At 67.9% G+C, this 15,947-nt stretch carries 23 protein-coding genes; 12 read left to right on the forward strand and 11 right to left on the reverse strand.

Annotation, left to right across the window (positions count from 1 at the left end; all coding sequences use genetic code 11):
- Positions 1-42: 42 nt before the first annotated feature.
- From GGR12_RS09235 to GGR12_RS09270, 8 genes are read left to right on the forward strand one after another with little or no spacing between them, the layout of a single operon-like run.
- On the forward strand, positions 43-390 hold the full coding sequence (locus GGR12_RS09235) for an ArsR/SmtB family transcription factor (RefSeq protein ID WP_183204126.1): 348 nt from the start codon (positions 43-45) through the stop codon (positions 388-390).
- Complete coding sequence (locus GGR12_RS09240; RefSeq protein ID WP_343053184.1) at positions 374-877, forward strand: SRPBCC family protein; 504 nt, start codon at positions 374-376, stop codon at positions 875-877. Before GGR12_RS09235 ends, GGR12_RS09240 begins: the two co-directional genes overlap by 17 nt.
- 43 nt (positions 878-920) lie before the next feature.
- The gene (locus GGR12_RS09245) at positions 921-1,403 is read left to right on the forward strand and encodes an SRPBCC family protein (RefSeq protein ID WP_183204127.1); all 483 of its coding nucleotides are present in this window, start codon (positions 921-923) and stop codon (positions 1,401-1,403) included.
- A gap of 28 nt (positions 1,404-1,431) precedes the next feature.
- Complete coding sequence (locus GGR12_RS09250; RefSeq protein WP_183204128.1) at positions 1,432-1,875, forward strand: VOC family protein; 444 nt, start codon at positions 1,432-1,434, stop codon at positions 1,873-1,875.
- Complete coding sequence (locus GGR12_RS09255) at positions 1,872-2,267, forward strand: DoxX family protein (protein WP_343053185.1); 396 nt, start codon at positions 1,872-1,874, stop codon at positions 2,265-2,267. Before GGR12_RS09250 ends, GGR12_RS09255 begins: the two co-directional genes overlap by 4 nt.
- Complete coding sequence (locus tag GGR12_RS09260; protein WP_183204129.1) at positions 2,264-2,749, forward strand: SRPBCC family protein; 486 nt, start codon at positions 2,264-2,266, stop codon at positions 2,747-2,749. Before GGR12_RS09255 ends, GGR12_RS09260 begins: the two co-directional genes overlap by 4 nt.
- A gap of 1 nt (position 2,750) precedes the next feature.
- Entirely contained in the window at positions 2,751-3,143 is a 393-nt protein-coding gene (locus GGR12_RS09265; protein WP_183204130.1) for a DUF1801 domain-containing protein, read from the forward strand.
- Positions 3,144-3,170: 27 nt separating this feature from the next.
- Entirely contained in the window at positions 3,171-3,830 is a 660-nt protein-coding gene (locus tag GGR12_RS09270) for a dihydrofolate reductase family protein (protein WP_183204131.1), read from the forward strand.
- 147 nt (positions 3,831-3,977) lie between these two features.
- Here the strand turns inward: GGR12_RS09270 and GGR12_RS09275 are convergent, their stop codons facing one another.
- From GGR12_RS09275 to lepB, 4 genes are read right to left on the reverse strand one after another with little or no spacing between them, the layout of a single operon-like run.
- Positions 3,978-5,204, reverse strand: a complete 1,227-nt coding sequence (locus tag GGR12_RS09275) for a serine hydrolase domain-containing protein (protein WP_183204132.1) — start codon at positions 5,202-5,204, stop codon at positions 3,978-3,980.
- Between the two features lie 4 nt (positions 5,205-5,208).
- Complete coding sequence (gene era / locus GGR12_RS09280; RefSeq protein WP_183204133.1) at positions 5,209-6,156, reverse strand: GTPase Era; 948 nt, start codon at positions 6,154-6,156, stop codon at positions 5,209-5,211.
- Positions 6,153-6,869, reverse strand: coding sequence for a ribonuclease III (gene rnc, locus GGR12_RS09285; protein ID WP_183204134.1), 717 nt, complete (start codon positions 6,867-6,869; stop codon positions 6,153-6,155). Before rnc ends, era begins: the two co-directional genes overlap by 4 nt.
- Complete coding sequence (gene lepB, locus GGR12_RS16580; protein ID WP_343053186.1) at positions 6,869-7,699, reverse strand: signal peptidase I; 831 nt, start codon at positions 7,697-7,699, stop codon at positions 6,869-6,871. The genes rnc and lepB overlap by 1 nt, the downstream gene beginning before the upstream one ends.
- A 72-nt stretch (positions 7,700-7,771) precedes the next feature.
- Here lepB and GGR12_RS16585 point away from each other — a divergent pair, with 72 nt between their 5' ends.
- Entirely contained in the window at positions 7,772-8,293 is a 522-nt protein-coding gene (locus tag GGR12_RS16585; protein ID WP_246328829.1) for a hypothetical protein, read from the forward strand.
- Here the strand turns inward: GGR12_RS16585 and acpS are convergent, their stop codons facing one another.
- From acpS to pyrE, 3 genes are all read right to left on the reverse strand, one after another.
- Positions 8,294-8,695 (reverse strand): holo-ACP synthase, encoded by a 402-nt coding sequence (acpS, locus tag GGR12_RS09295; RefSeq protein WP_183204136.1) that lies wholly within the window; start codon positions 8,693-8,695, stop codon positions 8,294-8,296.
- Positions 8,695-9,429 carry a pyridoxine 5'-phosphate synthase gene (locus tag GGR12_RS09300; protein WP_183204137.1) on the reverse strand — a complete coding sequence of 245 codons (735 nt, stop codon included), beginning with the start codon at positions 9,427-9,429 and terminating at the stop codon, positions 8,695-8,697. The genes acpS and GGR12_RS09300 overlap by 1 nt, the downstream gene beginning before the upstream one ends.
- 139 nt (positions 9,430-9,568) lie before the next feature.
- Positions 9,569-10,153: an orotate phosphoribosyltransferase gene (pyrE, locus tag GGR12_RS09305; RefSeq protein ID WP_183204138.1), complete on the reverse strand. Its 585-nt coding sequence runs from the start codon at positions 10,151-10,153 to the stop codon at positions 9,569-9,571.
- A 110-nt stretch (positions 10,154-10,263) separates the two neighbouring features.
- Between pyrE and GGR12_RS09310 the strand changes: the two genes are divergently transcribed.
- The gene (locus GGR12_RS09310) at positions 10,264-10,761 is read left to right on the forward strand and encodes a hypothetical protein (RefSeq protein WP_183204139.1); all 498 of its coding nucleotides are present in this window, start codon (positions 10,264-10,266) and stop codon (positions 10,759-10,761) included.
- 38 nt (positions 10,762-10,799) lie between these two features.
- Here GGR12_RS09310 and GGR12_RS09315 read toward each other — a convergent pair whose 3' ends face one another.
- From GGR12_RS09315 to folK, 4 genes are all read right to left on the reverse strand, one after another.
- The gene (locus GGR12_RS09315; RefSeq protein ID WP_343053188.1) at positions 10,800-12,956 is read right to left on the reverse strand and encodes a RelA/SpoT family protein; all 2,157 of its coding nucleotides are present in this window, start codon (positions 12,954-12,956) and stop codon (positions 10,800-10,802) included.
- Between the two features lie 131 nt (positions 12,957-13,087).
- Positions 13,088-13,447 carry a DNA-directed RNA polymerase subunit omega gene (rpoZ, locus tag GGR12_RS09320; protein ID WP_183204140.1) on the reverse strand — a complete coding sequence of 120 codons (360 nt, stop codon included), beginning with the start codon at positions 13,445-13,447 and terminating at the stop codon, positions 13,088-13,090.
- A 121-nt stretch (positions 13,448-13,568) separates the two neighbouring features.
- Positions 13,569-14,021 carry a hypothetical protein gene (locus tag GGR12_RS09325; protein WP_183204141.1) on the reverse strand — a complete coding sequence of 151 codons (453 nt, stop codon included), beginning with the start codon at positions 14,019-14,021 and terminating at the stop codon, positions 13,569-13,571.
- Positions 14,022-14,136: 115 nt separating this feature from the next.
- Complete coding sequence (gene folK / locus GGR12_RS09330) at positions 14,137-14,697, reverse strand: 2-amino-4-hydroxy-6-hydroxymethyldihydropteridine diphosphokinase (RefSeq protein ID WP_246328830.1); 561 nt, start codon at positions 14,695-14,697, stop codon at positions 14,137-14,139.
- On the opposite strand from folK, the gene GGR12_RS09335 reads away from it, so the two are divergent.
- Together GGR12_RS09335 and GGR12_RS09340 are read left to right on the forward strand one after the other, a co-directional pair.
- Positions 14,696-15,265 (forward strand): LabA-like NYN domain-containing protein, encoded by a 570-nt coding sequence (locus GGR12_RS09335; protein WP_183204142.1) that lies wholly within the window; start codon positions 14,696-14,698, stop codon positions 15,263-15,265. The genes folK and GGR12_RS09335 overlap by 2 nt on opposite strands.
- Positions 15,262-15,903, forward strand: a complete 642-nt coding sequence (locus GGR12_RS09340) for a uracil-DNA glycosylase family protein (protein WP_183204143.1) — start codon at positions 15,262-15,264, stop codon at positions 15,901-15,903. Before GGR12_RS09335 ends, GGR12_RS09340 begins: the two co-directional genes overlap by 4 nt.
- Positions 15,904-15,947 lie beyond the last annotated feature (44 nt).

Genomic DNA, 15,947 nt, shown 5'->3' on the forward strand with positions numbered 1-15,947 from the left:
CGCGAGCGCATTTAACTTCTCAGTTAGATACGAAGCGGGCCGATGCAGACCGATCCCCTCTCCGCCAAGTTCGCCGCCCTGGCCGACCCGACCCGTCGGGCCATCCTGGCGCGGCTGACCCAGGGCGAGGCTTCCGTCAACGAACTGGCGGAGCCGTTCGACATGAGCCTGCCGGCCGTGTCGAAGCATCTGAAGGTGCTGGAGAAGGCCGGGCTGATCAGCCGGGGCAAGGAGGCGCAGTGGCGTCCCGCCCGTCTCGAACCGATGGCGCTGAAGGGCGTTGCGGACTGGTTGGAGCATTACCGCCGGTACTGGGACGCCAGCTTCGATCGCCTCGATGCGTATCTGAAGAATATCCAGAAGGGAGACCCCAGTGGCCCAAGAAATTAGCGACAACCCCTGCGACACCGACGGCGTCGCCCACGAGCACGCCCTGAGCCTGCGGCGGACGATGGACGCTACGCCGGAACAGATCTGGAAGGCGTGGATGACGCCGGAGCTGCTGCAGCAGTGGTTCGCGCCGCGGCCCTGGAGCATCTCGGACGTGCAGATCGATCCGCGGCCCGGCGGGGTGTTCAACTTCGTCATGCACGGTCCGGACGGCGAGCGGTTTCCGAACAGCGGCGTGTTCCTGGAGGTGATCCCGGGCAAGCGCTGGATCACGACCGACGCCTTCACGCCGGACTGGAAACCCGCAGGACAGCCGTTCATGGTGGCGACCGTCGAGCTGACGCCCACCGACGACGGCAAGACCGAATACGTCGCCACCGCCCGTCACTGGAACGCGGAGACCATGAAACAGCACGAGGCCATGGGCTTCCATGAAGGCTGGGGCACGTGCGCCGACCAGCTGGCCGAGTTGCTGAAGACCCACTGACACCCTCCCCGACCGCCGACCGGACCCTGCCGAGAGCCCGCGTATGACCCTCGCCGAAGACCTCGCCCTCAAGCCGACCTTGCACATGCAGCGCGTCTTCGATGCGCCGCGGTCCCTGGTCTGGCGGGCCTGGACGACGCCCGAGGCCATGGTTCTGTGGCTGGGGCCGGTCGAGTGGCCGGCGGTGAGCGTGTCGCAGGACCTGCGGGTCGGCGGCGAATGGCGGGCCTGCCTGCGCTCGCCCGACACCGGCCAGGATCTGTGGCAGGGCGGGGTCTATCGCGAGATCGTGCCGCCTGAGCGGCTGGTGTTCACATTCAAATGGGACGAGTCCCACGAGGACGGCCCGCCGGTGGACACCCTCGTGTCGCTGACCCTGACCGAGATGGAAGACGGCCAGACCCGCATGGACTTCGTCCACGAAGGGCTGAAGTCGGAGCAGAGCCTGGTCGGGCATCGCCATGGCTGGAACAGCACGGCCGACCGGCTGGAAGTCTGGCTCGCGGCCAATCAGGACGAGACCTGACGACCAACGAAACGAAGAGGAGACGACCATGCAGATCGTGACCAGCCTCAGCTTCCAGGGCCAATGCCGGGAAGCGTTCGAGTTTTACGCAAAAGTCCTGGGCGGAGAGATCACCGCCGCCTTCCCGTACGGCGAAGGTCCGCCCGACATGCCGGTCGGCCCGCAGTACAAGGACTGGCTGATGCACGCCTGGCTGCAGATCGGCGACCAGGCGATCATGGGCGCCGACATGGACAAGGACTGGGCTCCGAACATCGAGAAGCCCAAGAACGGCTTCGACGTGAGCCTGCATACGAAGGATGCGGCCGAGGCCAGGCGCTGGTTCGACGGCCTGTCCGAGGGCGGTACCGTGCAGATGGCCTTCGCCGAAACCTTCTGGTCGCCGGGCTTCGGCAACCTCGTCGACAAGTTCGGCGTGCCGTGGATGGTCAACACCATCCCCGCTGAGGGCTGGAGCGCGTCGCAGTCGTGAAGGCCACGCCCATGATCTGGAGCGGTCGAATCCTGACCGGCCTGTTCGCCCTGTTCATGGTCGGCGCGTCCGTCGTTCCCAAGCTGACCGGCATGCCGGTGGCCGAGGAGACGATGGCCGCGCTGGGCTGGCCGCCCGGCTACGCCTTCGCCATCGGCCTGATCGAGCTGACCTGCGTGGTCCTGTACCTGATCCCGCGCACGGCCGTGTTCGGCGCGGTGCTGATGATGGGACTGCTGGGCGGGGCCATGGCGACGCAGATCCGCGCCGGCAGCCCGCTGTTCAGCCATCAGTTGTTCAGCCTGTATCTGGGTCTGGCGATGTGGGGCGGACTCTGGCTGCGGGACGCCTCGTTCCGCGCCCTGTTCCCGCTGCGTCGGACGGCGTCATGAGCATCGCGGCGACCATTCCCGAACATCTGCGCACCCTGACGATCGTGCGCGAGTTCGATGCGCCGCGGGCGCTGGTCTGGAAGATGTGGACCGACCCGGCCCATGTCGGGGTGTGGTGGGCGCCGGAGGGCTTCACCACGCCCGTGGTCAGGATCGACGTGCGGCCGGGCGGCGCCATTCACATGGTCATGCGCGGGCCGGACGGGACCGACTATCCGTTCGACGGCCGCTATGTCTCCGTGGACGAACCCGAACGGCTGGTGACCCGCACCTGGGTCAACCATCCCGACGGCTCGATCTGGTTCGAGGTCGAGCAGACCATCTCGTTCGACGAGGTCGACGGCCTTACGATCCAGCGTCTGGACGCGGTGGTCATCCAGGCCGACGAGACCGCCGTGGGCCCGCTCAGCGGCATGGAGGCCGGCTGGACCGGCAGCCTGAACAAACTGGAAGCCCACCTCCTCGCCGTGAACCGGGACTGAGATGCGCAAGTCCCCGCCCCCCTCCAGTCCCGACGCCTATGTGGCCGCGCTGGACGGCTGGCGGCGGGAGCTTGTCGAGCGGTTGCGGGCGGCGGCGCTGTCGGTCGACGGCATGGTCGAGGTGATCAAATGGGGCCACATCGTCTACCTGCAGGACGGCCCCGCCCTGCTGATCCGCGCCGAGGAAGAACGGGTGCTGTTCGGCTTCTGGCGCGGCCAGAGGCTGCGCGGGATCGAACCGCGTCTGAAGCCCGGCGGCAAGTACGAGATGGCGACGCTGGATCTGCGCGAGGGCGACGACATCGCCCATGAGATCGCCGTCGATCTGGCCCGCGCGGCCGCACAGATGAACAGCGACCTGGGACGTCCCGACCGTCCCGCGGACGCCGACTGACACACCAAAAATCGAGGGATACGCCCGATGCGCAAGGTCACCGTAGCGGCCATGGTTTCCATCGACGGGGTCATGCAGGCCCCGGGCGGTCCGGACGAGGACCCGACCGGCGGCTTCGCCTTCGGCGGATGGGTCTGGCCCTGGTTCGACGAGACCGGCGGCGATCTCATGGATCACGCCATGGGTCAGGACTACGACCTGCTGCTGGGACGCAGGACCTATGAGATCTTCGCCGCCTACTGGCCCGGCAAGGACGACGCGATCGGCCGGAAGTTCGACGCCATCACCAAATATGTGGCGGCCTCGCCGGAGACGCCGATGACGTGGAAAGGCTCCGTGCGCCTGGAGGGCGATGTCGCCGACGCCGTGGAGCGGTTGAAGGCGGAGGACGGCCCCGATCTGCTGATCCAGGGCAGCAGCGAGGTGGTGCATGCCCTGCTGGCGAGAAACCTGATCGACCGGATCAGCCTGCTGACCTTCCCGGTCATCCTGGGGACTGGAAAGCGGTTCTTCGACCAGACGTCGGCGCCCGCGGCCTTCGCCCTGACCGAAACGCGCCGGTCGCCGTCGGGCGTGGTGGTGAACCGCTACGAACGCGACGGCGAAGTCCCGGTCGGCTCGTTCGGCGACGACACGCCGAGCGCACTTGAGCTTGAGCGCCGTGAGCGGTGGGCGCGCGAGGGCTGAGGTTTCGCCACCCGGCGAAAGCCGGGACCCAGTCCTTTTGCTGCGCACGGTGTCCGGGATAACGGTCGTCGGTCCATCGGCACGCCCAAATCACCCAAAACACTGGGTCCCGGCTTTCGCCGGGATGAGCGGTTTGAAAAGCCAGGCCTAGCGCGCCATCGCAGTCGGGAACGGCCGCCCCAGGGCCTCGGCCATGCCCTGCTGGGACAGCAGGAAGACGGCTTCGCGCTGGTGGTAGTTGTTCGACAGGACAACCACGGTCACGTCCGCGTCCGGCTGGTAGGTGACCATGTTGCGGAAGCCCGACCAGCTGCCGGTGTGCCAGATCTGGTTGTCGGTGAAGTCCGGACGGACCTGGCGGCCCAGCTCCTTCTGATAGATGCCGTAGCCCCACAGGCGGCGCGGCTTGCCGCGTTCGTTGGGCGTGTCGTCCGGCGCATGGTCGGCGATCATCTGGCCGTAGCTGTGCGGCGTCAGGACGTGGCCGCCGTGCAGCGCGCGCTCCCAGGCCAGCATGTCGTCCAGGGTGGAGTACAGGGCGCCCGCGGCGAAGATGATGCTGACGTTGGCGTCCGGCTGCGGCGTCGGGCCCCCGGCCAGGTTGGCGTAGCCCATGACGACGTCGGACATGCCGTCGTCGTAGCCGGTGTCCTTCATGCCCAGCGGCTCGAAGAAGGCGGTGCGCAGATAGTCGTGCAGCGGCTGGCCGCTGGCCTTCTCGACCACGACGCCCAGCAGATTGTAGCCGGCGTTGTCGTAGCGGACCTTGGTGCCCGGCTCGAACTGCAGGCCGTACTTCATCGAGTCGGCGGTCAGTTCCTCGACCGTGGCGGGGGTCACGCGGCGCAGGCCCCAGCCCGGACGGGCCATCAGGTCCGGCACGCCGGAGGTGTGCGACAGCAGGTGGTGCAGGGTGATCCGTTCCCACGCCGGCGGGCACGGCTGGATCCATTTGCACAGAGGATCCCAGACCGACAGCTTGCCGTCGTCCTGCAGCTTGAGGATGGCGGCGGCGGTGAACTGCTTGCTGACCGAGGCCAGGCGGAAGCGGGAGTTCAGCTCCAGCGGCTTGCCGAGGCTGCGGTCGGCGAAGCCGTGGACCTGGCGGTACAGGACCGTGTCGCCCTTCGCGACCAGAACCCCGCCCGTGAACTGGCCGGAGCCGCCCCAGCGGTCCAGCTGTTCCTTCAGCTGCGGCAGGTTCTCGACGACCTCGACCGGCGGACGTTGCGGCAGCGGATCAGGCACGACCGCCAGGGTCGGCTTGTGGACCGTGGCCCAGGCGATCAGCGCGGCGGCGACCGCGAACAGAACAGCAAGGGCGCCGAAGGTCAGCCGGGGATGGTTTCCGGCGCGACGGGGAACATTGAACAAGGGACTAGACGTCGTAATCGAGGCCGAACTGGGCGTAGAGGGCGCGGGAGTCCTGCCACTTCGGATCGACCTTGACCGTCAGGAACAGGTGGACGGGGCGATCGAGCAGCTCGGTGAGCTCCTCGCGGGACTTCTGGCCGATCCATTTCAGGGTCTGGCCGCCCTTGCCGAGGACGATGGGGCGCTGGCTCTCGCGCTCGACGTAGATGGTCTGCTCGATGCGGGCCGAGCCATCGGCGCGGTCCTCGAACGAGGTGGTTTCGACGGCGGCCGAATACGGCAGCTCCTCGTGGACGCGCAGATAGACCTTCTCGCGGGTGATCTCGGCGGCCAGCACGCGCATCGGCACGTCGGCGGACTGATCCTCGGGATACAGCCAGGGGCCTTCCGGCATCGAACGCGCCAGGCGTTGCTTCAGGTCGTCGACGCCGTCGCCGCTGAGCGCCGAGATCATATAGACCTCGGAGTAGACGCCGGTTTCGAACAGGCTGTGCGACAGGGCCAGCAAGGTGTCGCGGCGCATGCCGTCGATCTTGTTGAGCGCCAGGATGACCTGTTTGCCGGCCTCTTTCAGGCTGGCGATGATGGTCTCGGTGTCCTCGGCCGAGCGGCGGTCGGCGGCCTGGCCTTCCTTGCCCTCGGCGGCGATGTGCGAGGCGGCGTCGACCAGGTGGACGACGACGTCGGCGTCATCCGCGCCACCCCAGGCCGAGGCGACCATGGCGCGGTCGAGGCGGCGGCGGGGGGTGAAGATTCCGGGGGTGTCGACCAGCACGATCTGGGCGTCGCCCTCGATGGCGATGCCGCGCACCGGGAAGCGCGTGGTCTGGACCTTCTGGGTGACGATCGAGACCTTGGTTCCGGTCAGGCGATTGACCAGCGTGGACTTGCCGGCGTTGGGGGCGCCGATGATTGCGGCGAAGCCGGCTCGCTGGTTTTGGGGTTCGGTCAAATCACGCCTTCACGCTGAAGAAGGGCCGTTGCGGCCGCTTTCTCCGCGTCCTGACGCGAACGCCCCTGTGCGGTCAAGGGCGCATATCCGGCAACGCTTGCCTCAACGGTGAATGTCGGCGCGTGATCGGAGCCCGTGCGCTCGACGATGCGGTAGGTGGGAAGCGGCCTCCCCTGCCCCAGCGCCCACTCCTGCAGGGTCGATTTCGGATTGCTGAGCGAGCGCTTCGGCGGAGCCGCCAGTTCGGCCGCCCAGGCCTTTTCGAACACGTCGCGCGCCGCCTCGATGCCGGCGTCGAGCCAGATGGCGGCGAGGATGGCCTCCATGGCGTCGCCCAGAACGCCTTCGCGACGGCGGCCGCCCTGTTTGGTCTCGCCCGGCGACAGACGCATGGCCGGGCCGACGCCCATGGTCTCGGCGACGCGGGCGCAGGCGGCCTTGTCGACGAGGGCATGCAGGCGCGTCGACATCTCGCCCTCGTCGGCCGAGGGGAAGTCGCGCATCAGGCGGTCGGCGACCAGCAGGCCGAGGACGCGGTCGCCGAGGAACTCGAAACGCTGGTTGTCGGCGAACGGCCGGCCGCGCGCGTCGCGCTCGGCGCCCTCGCCCACGCTGGCGTGGGTCAGGGCCTGTTCCAGCAGGCTCGGGTCGCGGAAGTCGTGTCCGAGATTGCCCTTAAGCGCGGCGACAGCCTCGGCACGACGATCCGGCATCAGTCCAGCACTGTGAAGAACCGGCTCGGACGCACCTTCGAGAACCAGCTGACGGGATTCCACAGCGAGGCGCCCGGCTGCCACGAGAACAGGATGATCTCGGCCTTGCCGATGAGGTTTTCCTCCGGCACCAGGCCGACGCCCATCGACTGGTCGACACGGCTGTCGATCGAGTTGTCGCGGTTGTCGCCCATCATGAAGTAGTGGCCGGCGGGGACGAGGAATTCAGGCGTGTTGTCCAGATCCATGCCCGGACCGAAGTCCTGGATGCGGAAGGTGCGGCCGTCCGCCAGGGTCTCGTCGGCCTGGGTGATCGGATTGCCGTACATGTTGGTCAGCTGCTCGGTGCTGACGACGACGTCGCGAACCGGCGCGCCGTTGATGTGCAGGACGTTGTCGATCATCTGCACGCGGTCGCCCGGCAGGCCGATGACGCGCTTGATGTAGTCGGTCTTGTTGTCGCGCGGGAGCTTGAAGACGACGATGTCGCCCCGCTTCGGCGACTGGCCGAAGAGACGGCCCTCGAAGATCGGCGGGCTGAACGGGATCGAGTGCTTCGAATAGCCGTACGACCATTTCGAGACGACGATGTAGTCGCCTTCGTAGAGGTTGGGCTCCATCGAGGCCGACGGGATGGTGAAGGGCTGGAACAGCAGGACGCGCAGGACCAGCGCGATCAGGAGGGCGAAGACGATCGTCTTGATGATCTCCCAGCCTTCGTTGCTGGCGCCGCCGCCGCCGTCCTTCGACTTCTTGCCCTTCTTGCCCGCGGCGTAGACCGGGGTGCTGTCGACGTCCTCGAACGGGGCGTCGCCGGAGTCGCTCCACACCGGGCGCTTCTCGCCGGACGAGGCGGCGACGGCCGCGGCGCCGGCTACGGCTGCAGCAGCGGCGACCGGGGCGTGGTGGTCGTCGTGCGCATCGGCGGCCGGGGCCGCGTGGGCGACGGCGGCGTGATGGTCGGCGTGTTCGTGGTGACCGTGATCTTCGGCCGGGGCGTGATCGTGGTGATCCGCGTGATCGTGACCGTCGGAGACCGCCTCGACCGCGTGCGGCGCGTCGTGGGCGTCATGGCCGTGATCGTCGTGCGCCGGCGCGGCGTGGCCGTGGTCGTCGGCGTGCGCAGCAGGAGCGTGGTGGTCGTCGCCATGGGCCTCGGGCGCATGGTGATCGTCGGCATGAGCCGCCGGGGCGTGATGGTCGTCGGCGTGGGCCGCCGGAGCATGGTGATCGTCCGCGTGGGTCGCGGGGGCGTGATGGTCGTCGTGGACCGCCACTGCGCCGTGATCGTCATGGCCATGCGCGTCGTGGCCGTGACCGGCGTCGTGCCCGTGATCGTCGTGCGGCTTGTGCTCGTCGCTCATTGTGACCCTCATCCCCCGCCGCTGTCGCGGTCGTTAACCGGCGAAACCGGTATAACGTGATTAAGCCATCGGCAAGGCTTCGATCACCACGAAGGCGAGCGCATAGGGGTGCTCGTCGCTGAGAGTGAGATGTATACGGACGTCATGTCCGGGGGGCGTCAGCCGGGCCAGATGCTCGGCCGCATGACCGGTCAGGGCCATGGTCGGCTGACCCGAACGCAGGTTCACCACCCCCATGTCGCGCCAGTAGACATCGGCCCGCATGCCCGTCCCGAGGGCTTTTGCGCAGGCTTCCTTGGCCGCGAACCGCTTGGCGTAGCTCCAGGCAGGGTCAGGCTTTTGATCCGAACGCGCCCTTTCCAGATCGGTGAAACACCGCTCCTTGAAGCGGTCGCCGAAGCGGTCGAGCGAGTTCTGGATGCGGCGGATGTCCGACAGATCCGCGCCGACCCCGATGATCATTAATTCGCGTCCATGGCGGCGCGCATGCGGTGGATCGCGGCCGTCAGGCCGACGAAAACCGCCTCGCCGATGAGGAAGTGGCCGATGTTGAGCTCGCGGATTTCCGGGATGGCCATCATGTCGGCGGCGGTCCCGTAGTCGAGGCCGTGGCCGGCGTGGACCTCAAGGCCCAGGTCGGCGGCGCGGCCGGCAGCGGTCTGGAGGCGTTCGAACTCAACGGCCCGGTCGTCGCCCGACAGGTGGCAGTAGCGGCCGGTGTGGAACTCGACCACCTGGGCGCCGACGGCGTGGGCGGCCTCGACCTGTTCCAGGCTGGGCTCGATGAACAGGGACACGCGCATGCCCGCGTCGGCGAGCGCCTTCACGACCGGTGCGATGCGGGCCTCATGACCGGCGACGGCGAGACCGCCCTCGGTCGTCACCTCCTCGCGCCGTTCGGGCACCAGGCAGGCGGCGTGCGGGCGGTGGCGCAGGGCGATGGCCAGCATCTCTTCGGTGACCGCCATCTCGAGGTTCAGCGGCCGTCCCGCCCCCGCGCACAGGGCGCTGAGGGCGTCGATGTCGGCGTCGGTGATGTGGCGGCGATCCTCGCGCAGGTGGGCGGTGATGCCGTCGGCGCCGGCCGCCAGGGCTTCGCGTGCGGCGCGCACGGGGTCGGGATGAATCCCGCCGCGGGCGTTCCGCACCGTGGCGACGTGGTCGATGTTGACGCCCAGACGGACGGGGTGAGTCATTTCAAACTCCGCTCACCCCGGCGAATGCCGGGGCCCAGATCGCGTGCGTCAATGATGGGGGCGTAGTCCGCGAAATCAAATCCGGCATTGAGTTATTCCATCTGGGTCCCGGCATTCGCCGGGATGATCGGATGGAAGATCACTTCGACAGCCGGCGGCTGCCCGGGTCCTCGACCGGCACGGCGGCCAGTTCGGGCGGCAGGGCGTCCGCGGGATAAGCCGGCACGTCGAGGGTCGCCAGCGCCACCAGCGGCACGCCGACGTCGGCGCGACCGCCCGAGCGGTCGACGATGCAGGCCGCGGCGACGACATCGCCGCCCGCCGCCTTGATCGCCGCGATGCATTCGCGCGAGCTCAGGCCCGTGGTGACGATGTCCTCGACCATCACGACCTTCTGGCCGGGCTCGACCGAGAAGCCGCGGCGCAGTTTGAACTCGCCGCCCTCACGCTCGACGTACATCGAGGGGACCTTGAGCCAGCGGGCGGTCTCGTAGCCGGGGATGATGCCGCCGACGGCGGGCGAGATGGCGACGTCGACCGGGCCGACGGCGGCGACGATCTTCTCCGCCAGCGCCTTGCACAGGCGGGCGCAGCGCTCCGTGTCCATGAACACAAGATTCTTCTGCAGGAAGACGGGGCTGTGCAGGCCGGAAGACAGCACGAAATGGCCTTCGCGCAGGGCGCCGGCGTCGCGGAATTCGGCGAGGACATCTTCAGTTTGCATACGCTGCGCTTAGTCCCTGGGCCGGTTCGGCGCAACCGGGGTCGCCACGCGGCCGTCTTGCCAAACGCTGTTGTCTGGGGTCTGGTCGCCGGATCGGACGGGAGGCGATGATGCTCATTCCAAAATGGCTGCTCGTGGTGCTCGGCCTTTATCTGGTCGGCCTCACCGTATGGACATTCCTGCTGGCGACCGCCCGCAATCCCCTTCCCTTCCCGGATCCCGGGTCACGCATCTTTTCGGCCCCCACCGCCGAGGCCAGGGAGGCGGTCGTCGCCCTTCTGGCCAAGCACGGATTGGGCGAACGGCTCAGGGCTGACTCCGCCGGGGTCGGTCGTTCGATCCTGATGGATGGGACGATCATCAATCACCCGTCTCCGGATGCGCTGCGGAAGGTCGAGGGCGCCACGGCCTGCATCGGCCTGGTCGCCGACAAGCCGCAGGAAGCCGCTGAAGAGGCCGCCCGCTTCCTGCGTCAGCGAGGTTTCGCCGCGCGCGTTGCGGTCGATATCGAACCTGACCTGCCGATCGCCTTCGTGCTGACCGACGCCCTCAGCGGAAGCTGCATCAATTTCCGCCCCCACATCACCCGTATGCCTCGTCCGAAGTAAACCGGCCCGCCCGTTGTTCGGCAGGCCGGCGGGTTCGCTCAGCCCCGCGCCCGCTCGACCGTGTCGACCGACGGATTGGCCCGGAGGGCGGCCATGATCATGGTGGCGTGCTTGGCGTCCTCGACTTCCATGTCGATATCGACGTCGAAGAAGTCTTGCTGCCGGTGGCTCATGACCAGGTTCAGGATGTTGCCGCCGGCCTCGCCGATGATGGTGGCGACCTGGCCCAGCACGCCGGGGGCGTTCTTGATGGTGGCGCGGATGCGCGCGGCGGCGACGGCGCCGCGTTCGGCCTGCGGCGTCCACTGCAGATCCTGCCAGACCGAATCGTCGTCGGCGAAGTCGGCCAGACGCTGGCAGTCGATGGTGTGTACGGTCAGGCCGATGTCGGGTTCGAGGATGCCGACGATGCGATCACCCGGCACCGGCGAGCAGCAGTGGCCGAAATGGACGCTGACGCCCGGGGTCAGGCCGCCGCCGCGCACGAACAGGCGGGCCTGCTCGTCGCCGATGCGCTTGCGGTCCGGACCGGCCTTGAGGCGGCCCTTCAGCGCGGGGAACAGGGTCTCGCCGACCTTGGTGGCCGACAGGCGGCCGCGGCCGATGGATTCGTAGAGGTCGTCCTCGCTGGCGATGGCGAGGGTTTCCATGGCGGGCTTGAGCGTGACCTCGGCGGCGGTCTTGCCGGCGCGCGACAGGGTCTGCTCCAGTGTGGCGCGGCCCAGCTTCTGGAACTCGCCGCGCTCGGAGGTGCGGATGTGGCGGCGGATGGCGGACCGGGCGCGGCCGGTGACGGTCAGCGAGCGCCAGTCGGCCGGGATCTCGCGCTTGGCGCCGCGGATGATCTCGACCACGTCGCCGTTCTGCAGCTGGGTGCGCATCGGCTTCAGCTCGCCGTTGATCTTCACCCCGACGGCGGAATCGCCGACCTCGGTGTGGACGGCGTAGGCGAAGTCCAGCGGCATGCCGCCCCGCGGCAAGGTGATCAGGGAGCCCTTGGGCGTGAAGACGAAGACCTGCTCGAGGTACATTTCGAGCTTGGCATGTTCGACCCAGTCCTCCCCGCCCTCGCCGTGCTCGATGACCTGCACCAGGTGGCGCAGGTTCTGCAGCGGGTCGCGGCCGCCGTCGGCGGCCATGGCCTCGCGGTCGAAGCCGTAGGATTTGTTCTTGTAGGCCCAGTGCGCCGCCACCCCGTCCTCGGCCACGCGATCCATGGCCTCGGTGCGGATCTGCATCTCGATGCGCAGGCCCGAGGGGCCGACGACCGTCGTGTGCAGGGAGCGGTAGTTGTTCGACTTGGGAGTCGAGATGAAGTCCTTGAACCGCTCGGGCACCATCGGCCAGGCGCGGTGGATGACGCCCAGCGCGCGGTAGCAGTCGTCCTCGGCCTCGACGATGACGCGGAAGCCGTAGATGTCGGACAGGGACGAGAAGCCGACCGACTTGCGCTGCAGCTTGCGCCAGATCGAGTACGGGGTCTTCTGGCGGCCCACCACGCGGGCGTTGACACCGGCCTCCTGCAGGACCCGTTCGACCTCGTTCGACACGCCGTCGATGGCGCGGCCATGCTCCAGCTTCAGCGCCTCGAGGCGGCGCTCGATGGCGGTGCGGGCGGTCGGGTTCAGATGCTCGAACGCCAGCTCTTCCAGCTCGGAGGCGATCGAGTGGATGCCGATCGAACGGCCCAGCGGGGCGTAGACCTCAAGCGTTTCACGCGAGATGCGCTCGCGCTTCTCCGGCTTCACATATTTGAGCGTCCGCATGTTGTGCAGACGGTCGGCCAGCTTCACCAGCAGCACGCGGACGTCGCGTGAGATGGCGAGGATGAATTTGCGAAGGTTCTCGGCCTGGCGCGTGTGCTCGGCCTGGAGTTCGAGGCGTGACAGCTTGGTGACGCCCTCGACCAGGCTGGCGATCTCCTCGCCGAACATTTTGGCGATGTCGTCGCGGGTGGCCGAGGTGTCCTCGACCACGTCGTGCAGCAGGGCCGTGACGATGGTGGCCGTGTCGAGCCGGTAGTCGGTCAGGATGCCGGCGACCTGGATCGGATGCGCGAAATAGGGGTCGCCCGACGCCCGCAGCTGCGAGCCGTGCATCTTCATCGCATAGACGTAGGCGCGGTTCAGCAGGGCCTCGTCCGCGGTCGGATCGTAGGCCTTGACCGCTTCGACCAGTTCGAACTGGCGCAGCACCTTGCTGCGAACCGGCTCCGGCCCGACAGCCGGAGGCGGAGCCCCGTCAGGATCGTTCAGATTGGCAGCTTCAGGGGTCTGCGCGGGCTGCCGCGCCGGCAGGATGGTGATACCGTTGGCTGTTTCGGCCGTCAGTACCGCTCCTCCTGGCCGCCGTCGCGGTCGCTTTGCAGCGCGCGGATCAGCTCGGCTTCCGCCATGTTCATGTGTTGCGGCTCGGCCAGCAGGGCGACGACTTCAGCTTCGTCCTCGGCTTCGGTCCGCTCATCGACGCGCTGCAGCGTGGTGATGATGTTTTCCTGCAGCTCGTCCGGCACGACAGTGTCTTCAGCCAGTTCGCGCAGAGCCACGACCGGGTTCTTGTCGTTGTCGCGATCGATCGTCAGCGCTGCGCCATTGGCGATGTTGCGGGCGCGGTGACCGGCCAGCAGAACCAGACCAAAGCGGTTCGGCACCTTCTCGATGCAGTCTTCGACAGTGACGCGGGCCATGAAAATCCTCGGACGCGGGGGAGAACCACACAAAATATAGACGCGGGCGCAATTGTGCAACGCCACATGACGTTGAAATGAGCCGGAATTGGTGATCGGCGACCGACCGGCCGCCGATCGATCAGTTCGCCGGGGCCGCCTGCGGGGCCGGAACCGGAGCGACGACGTCGCCCGACATGGGCTCGGCCGGAGCGGCGGCGGCTTCCTCGGCCGGGTCCGCGGCGACGGCGTCCGACGAGGGGGTGGTCATCACCAGGGCGCCGAAGGCGATGGCGACGACGGGGCCGACGTAGGCCCAGTAGCGGGTCGGGATGAAGAACAGCGAGCCGGCGTGCGGCTTGACGACGATGCGCTGTTGGGTGGCCTCGTCGATGTAGGCGCGGCCCTGGCCGCTCTCGATCTTGCGGGCCAGCAGGAAGGAACCGAGGCCGGCGACCAGACCGCCGATGATGATGGCGGCCGACATGGCGATGTCGGAGTCCTTGGAGATCATCTCACCGACCGGGATCCCTATCAGGCAGCCGACGAAGAAGAAGATGACGACGAGAAAGCCCCAGCCGGACCAGATGATCATTTGAATTCCCCCCGCGTCACTGTGACGCTGCTGGGGGTTCTAATGCAGTCGTCGCCGGTGGAAACGACTTTCGTGCGTCAGCCGAACGACGTCGGCCGAATGTTGAAATTTTGCCTCACCAGATTGGAGAGGCGTCCGCTCCGACCGGCGCCGCGTTCGCCAGCTCGGCGGCGTTGCGGCCGGCGGCGGGCTCGATCCAGCCCGGCGCGATCTCGGCCAGCGGTCCCATGACGAACTTCCGCTCATGCGCCCGGGGGTGCGGCAGGATCAGGCCGCCGAACTCGCCGACCTCGCGGCCGTAGGCGATCAGGTCGAGGTCGAGGGTGCGGGGCGCGTTCCGCCCTGCCCGCTTGCGCCCGAAGATCTCCTCGATCCGGCCCAGGGCAGACATCAGCTCATGCGGTCCGTGGTCGGTGCGGACCAGCACCACGCCGTTGAGGAACGGCGGATCGGCCGGGTCCGGCCACGCCTCGGACCGCCACCAGGAGGATCGGGCCAGCACGTCGATGCCCTCGATGCGGAAGCGGGCCAGCGCCGCCTCCAGCGCCTCGCGGCAGTCCTGCCAGGCCCCCTTGTCATTGCAGCCGAGCGCGACGATGACGACGGTGTCCAGATCAGGCTCGCCGTCTATTTCGACGAGGGGCTGGACACTCATTTCCGCGGAGCTGTTTTCCATGACGCCTTATCCGACAGAGCGCGTCGCCCTGTTTATTGACGGGGCCAACCTTTATTCCGCGGCCAAGTCGCTGAACGCCGACCTCGATTTCCGCAAACTGGTCGATATGTATCGCGCGAAAGCCGTTCTGGTTCGCGCCTACTATTACACGGCGGTCGTCGAGGGGGAGGAATTCTCGCCGATCAAGCCGTTGGTCGACTGGCTGGACTACAACGGCTTCACCGTCGTGAAGAAGCCGGTGAAGCGCTTCACCGACGCCCAGGGCCACACCCGCACCAAGGGCAATATGGATATCGAGATCGCGGTCGACATGCTGGAGCTGGCGCCCCGGCTGGATCACGCGGTGCTGTTCTCCGGCGACGGGGATTTCCGTCGGCTGGTCCAGGCGGTGCAGGCGAAGGGCGTGCGGGTGACCGTGGTGTCGACGCTGAAATCCCAGCCGCCGCAGATAGCCGACGAACTGCGCCGCCAGGCCGACGTCTTCATCGAGCTGGAAAGCCTGCTGCCCGAGATCGGACGCCCGCGCGGCGCGCCTGGCTCGCTGATCACCGGGAGCGACCGGCCGTGACCGCCGTTCCGACCGAACCGCCGCACGACTGTCCGCTGTGCCCTCGCCTGGTGGAATACCGGCACGAGAACGCGCGGCAGAACCCCGGCTGGTTCAACGGCCCGGCCCCGTCGTTCGGCGATCCTAACGCCCGATTGCTGGTGGCGGGGCTGGCGCCGGGACGGACCGGAGCCAACCGGACCGGGCGGCCGTTCACCGGCGATCACGCCGGCTGGCTACTGTACGAGACGCTGAAGAACACCGGCTTCTCGCGCGGCGAATACCGCGCCGATCCGGACGACGGGGTCGAGCTGGTCGACTGCATGATCACCAACGCCGTGCGCTGCGCCCCGCCGGGGAACAAGCCGCTGCCGATCGAGGAGGCGACCTGCCGGCCATTCCTGCAGGCGCGGCTGGCCGCCCTGCCCCGGCTGAAAGTGATCGTCACCCTGGGCGACGTATCGCGCCGCAACATCCTGAAGACCCTGGGCAAGCCGGGCTCGGCCATGCCGGCGGGCCACGGGGCCGAGGCGCAGATCGGTCCCTATGTGCTGCTGAACAGCTATCACTGCTCCAGGCTCAACACGAACACCGGCCGCCTGACGCCGGAGATGTTCGAGGCCATCTTCCGGCGGGCCCGGGCGATCATCGAAAATTGATCGAACAATGGTCGCCCAACGGCCAGGTGTGGCTCCCCTGACAC

This window comes from Brevundimonas lenta, from assembly GCF_014196335.1.
In the GTDB taxonomy this organism is placed as follows: Bacteria; Pseudomonadota; Alphaproteobacteria; order Caulobacterales; family Caulobacteraceae; genus Brevundimonas; species Brevundimonas lenta.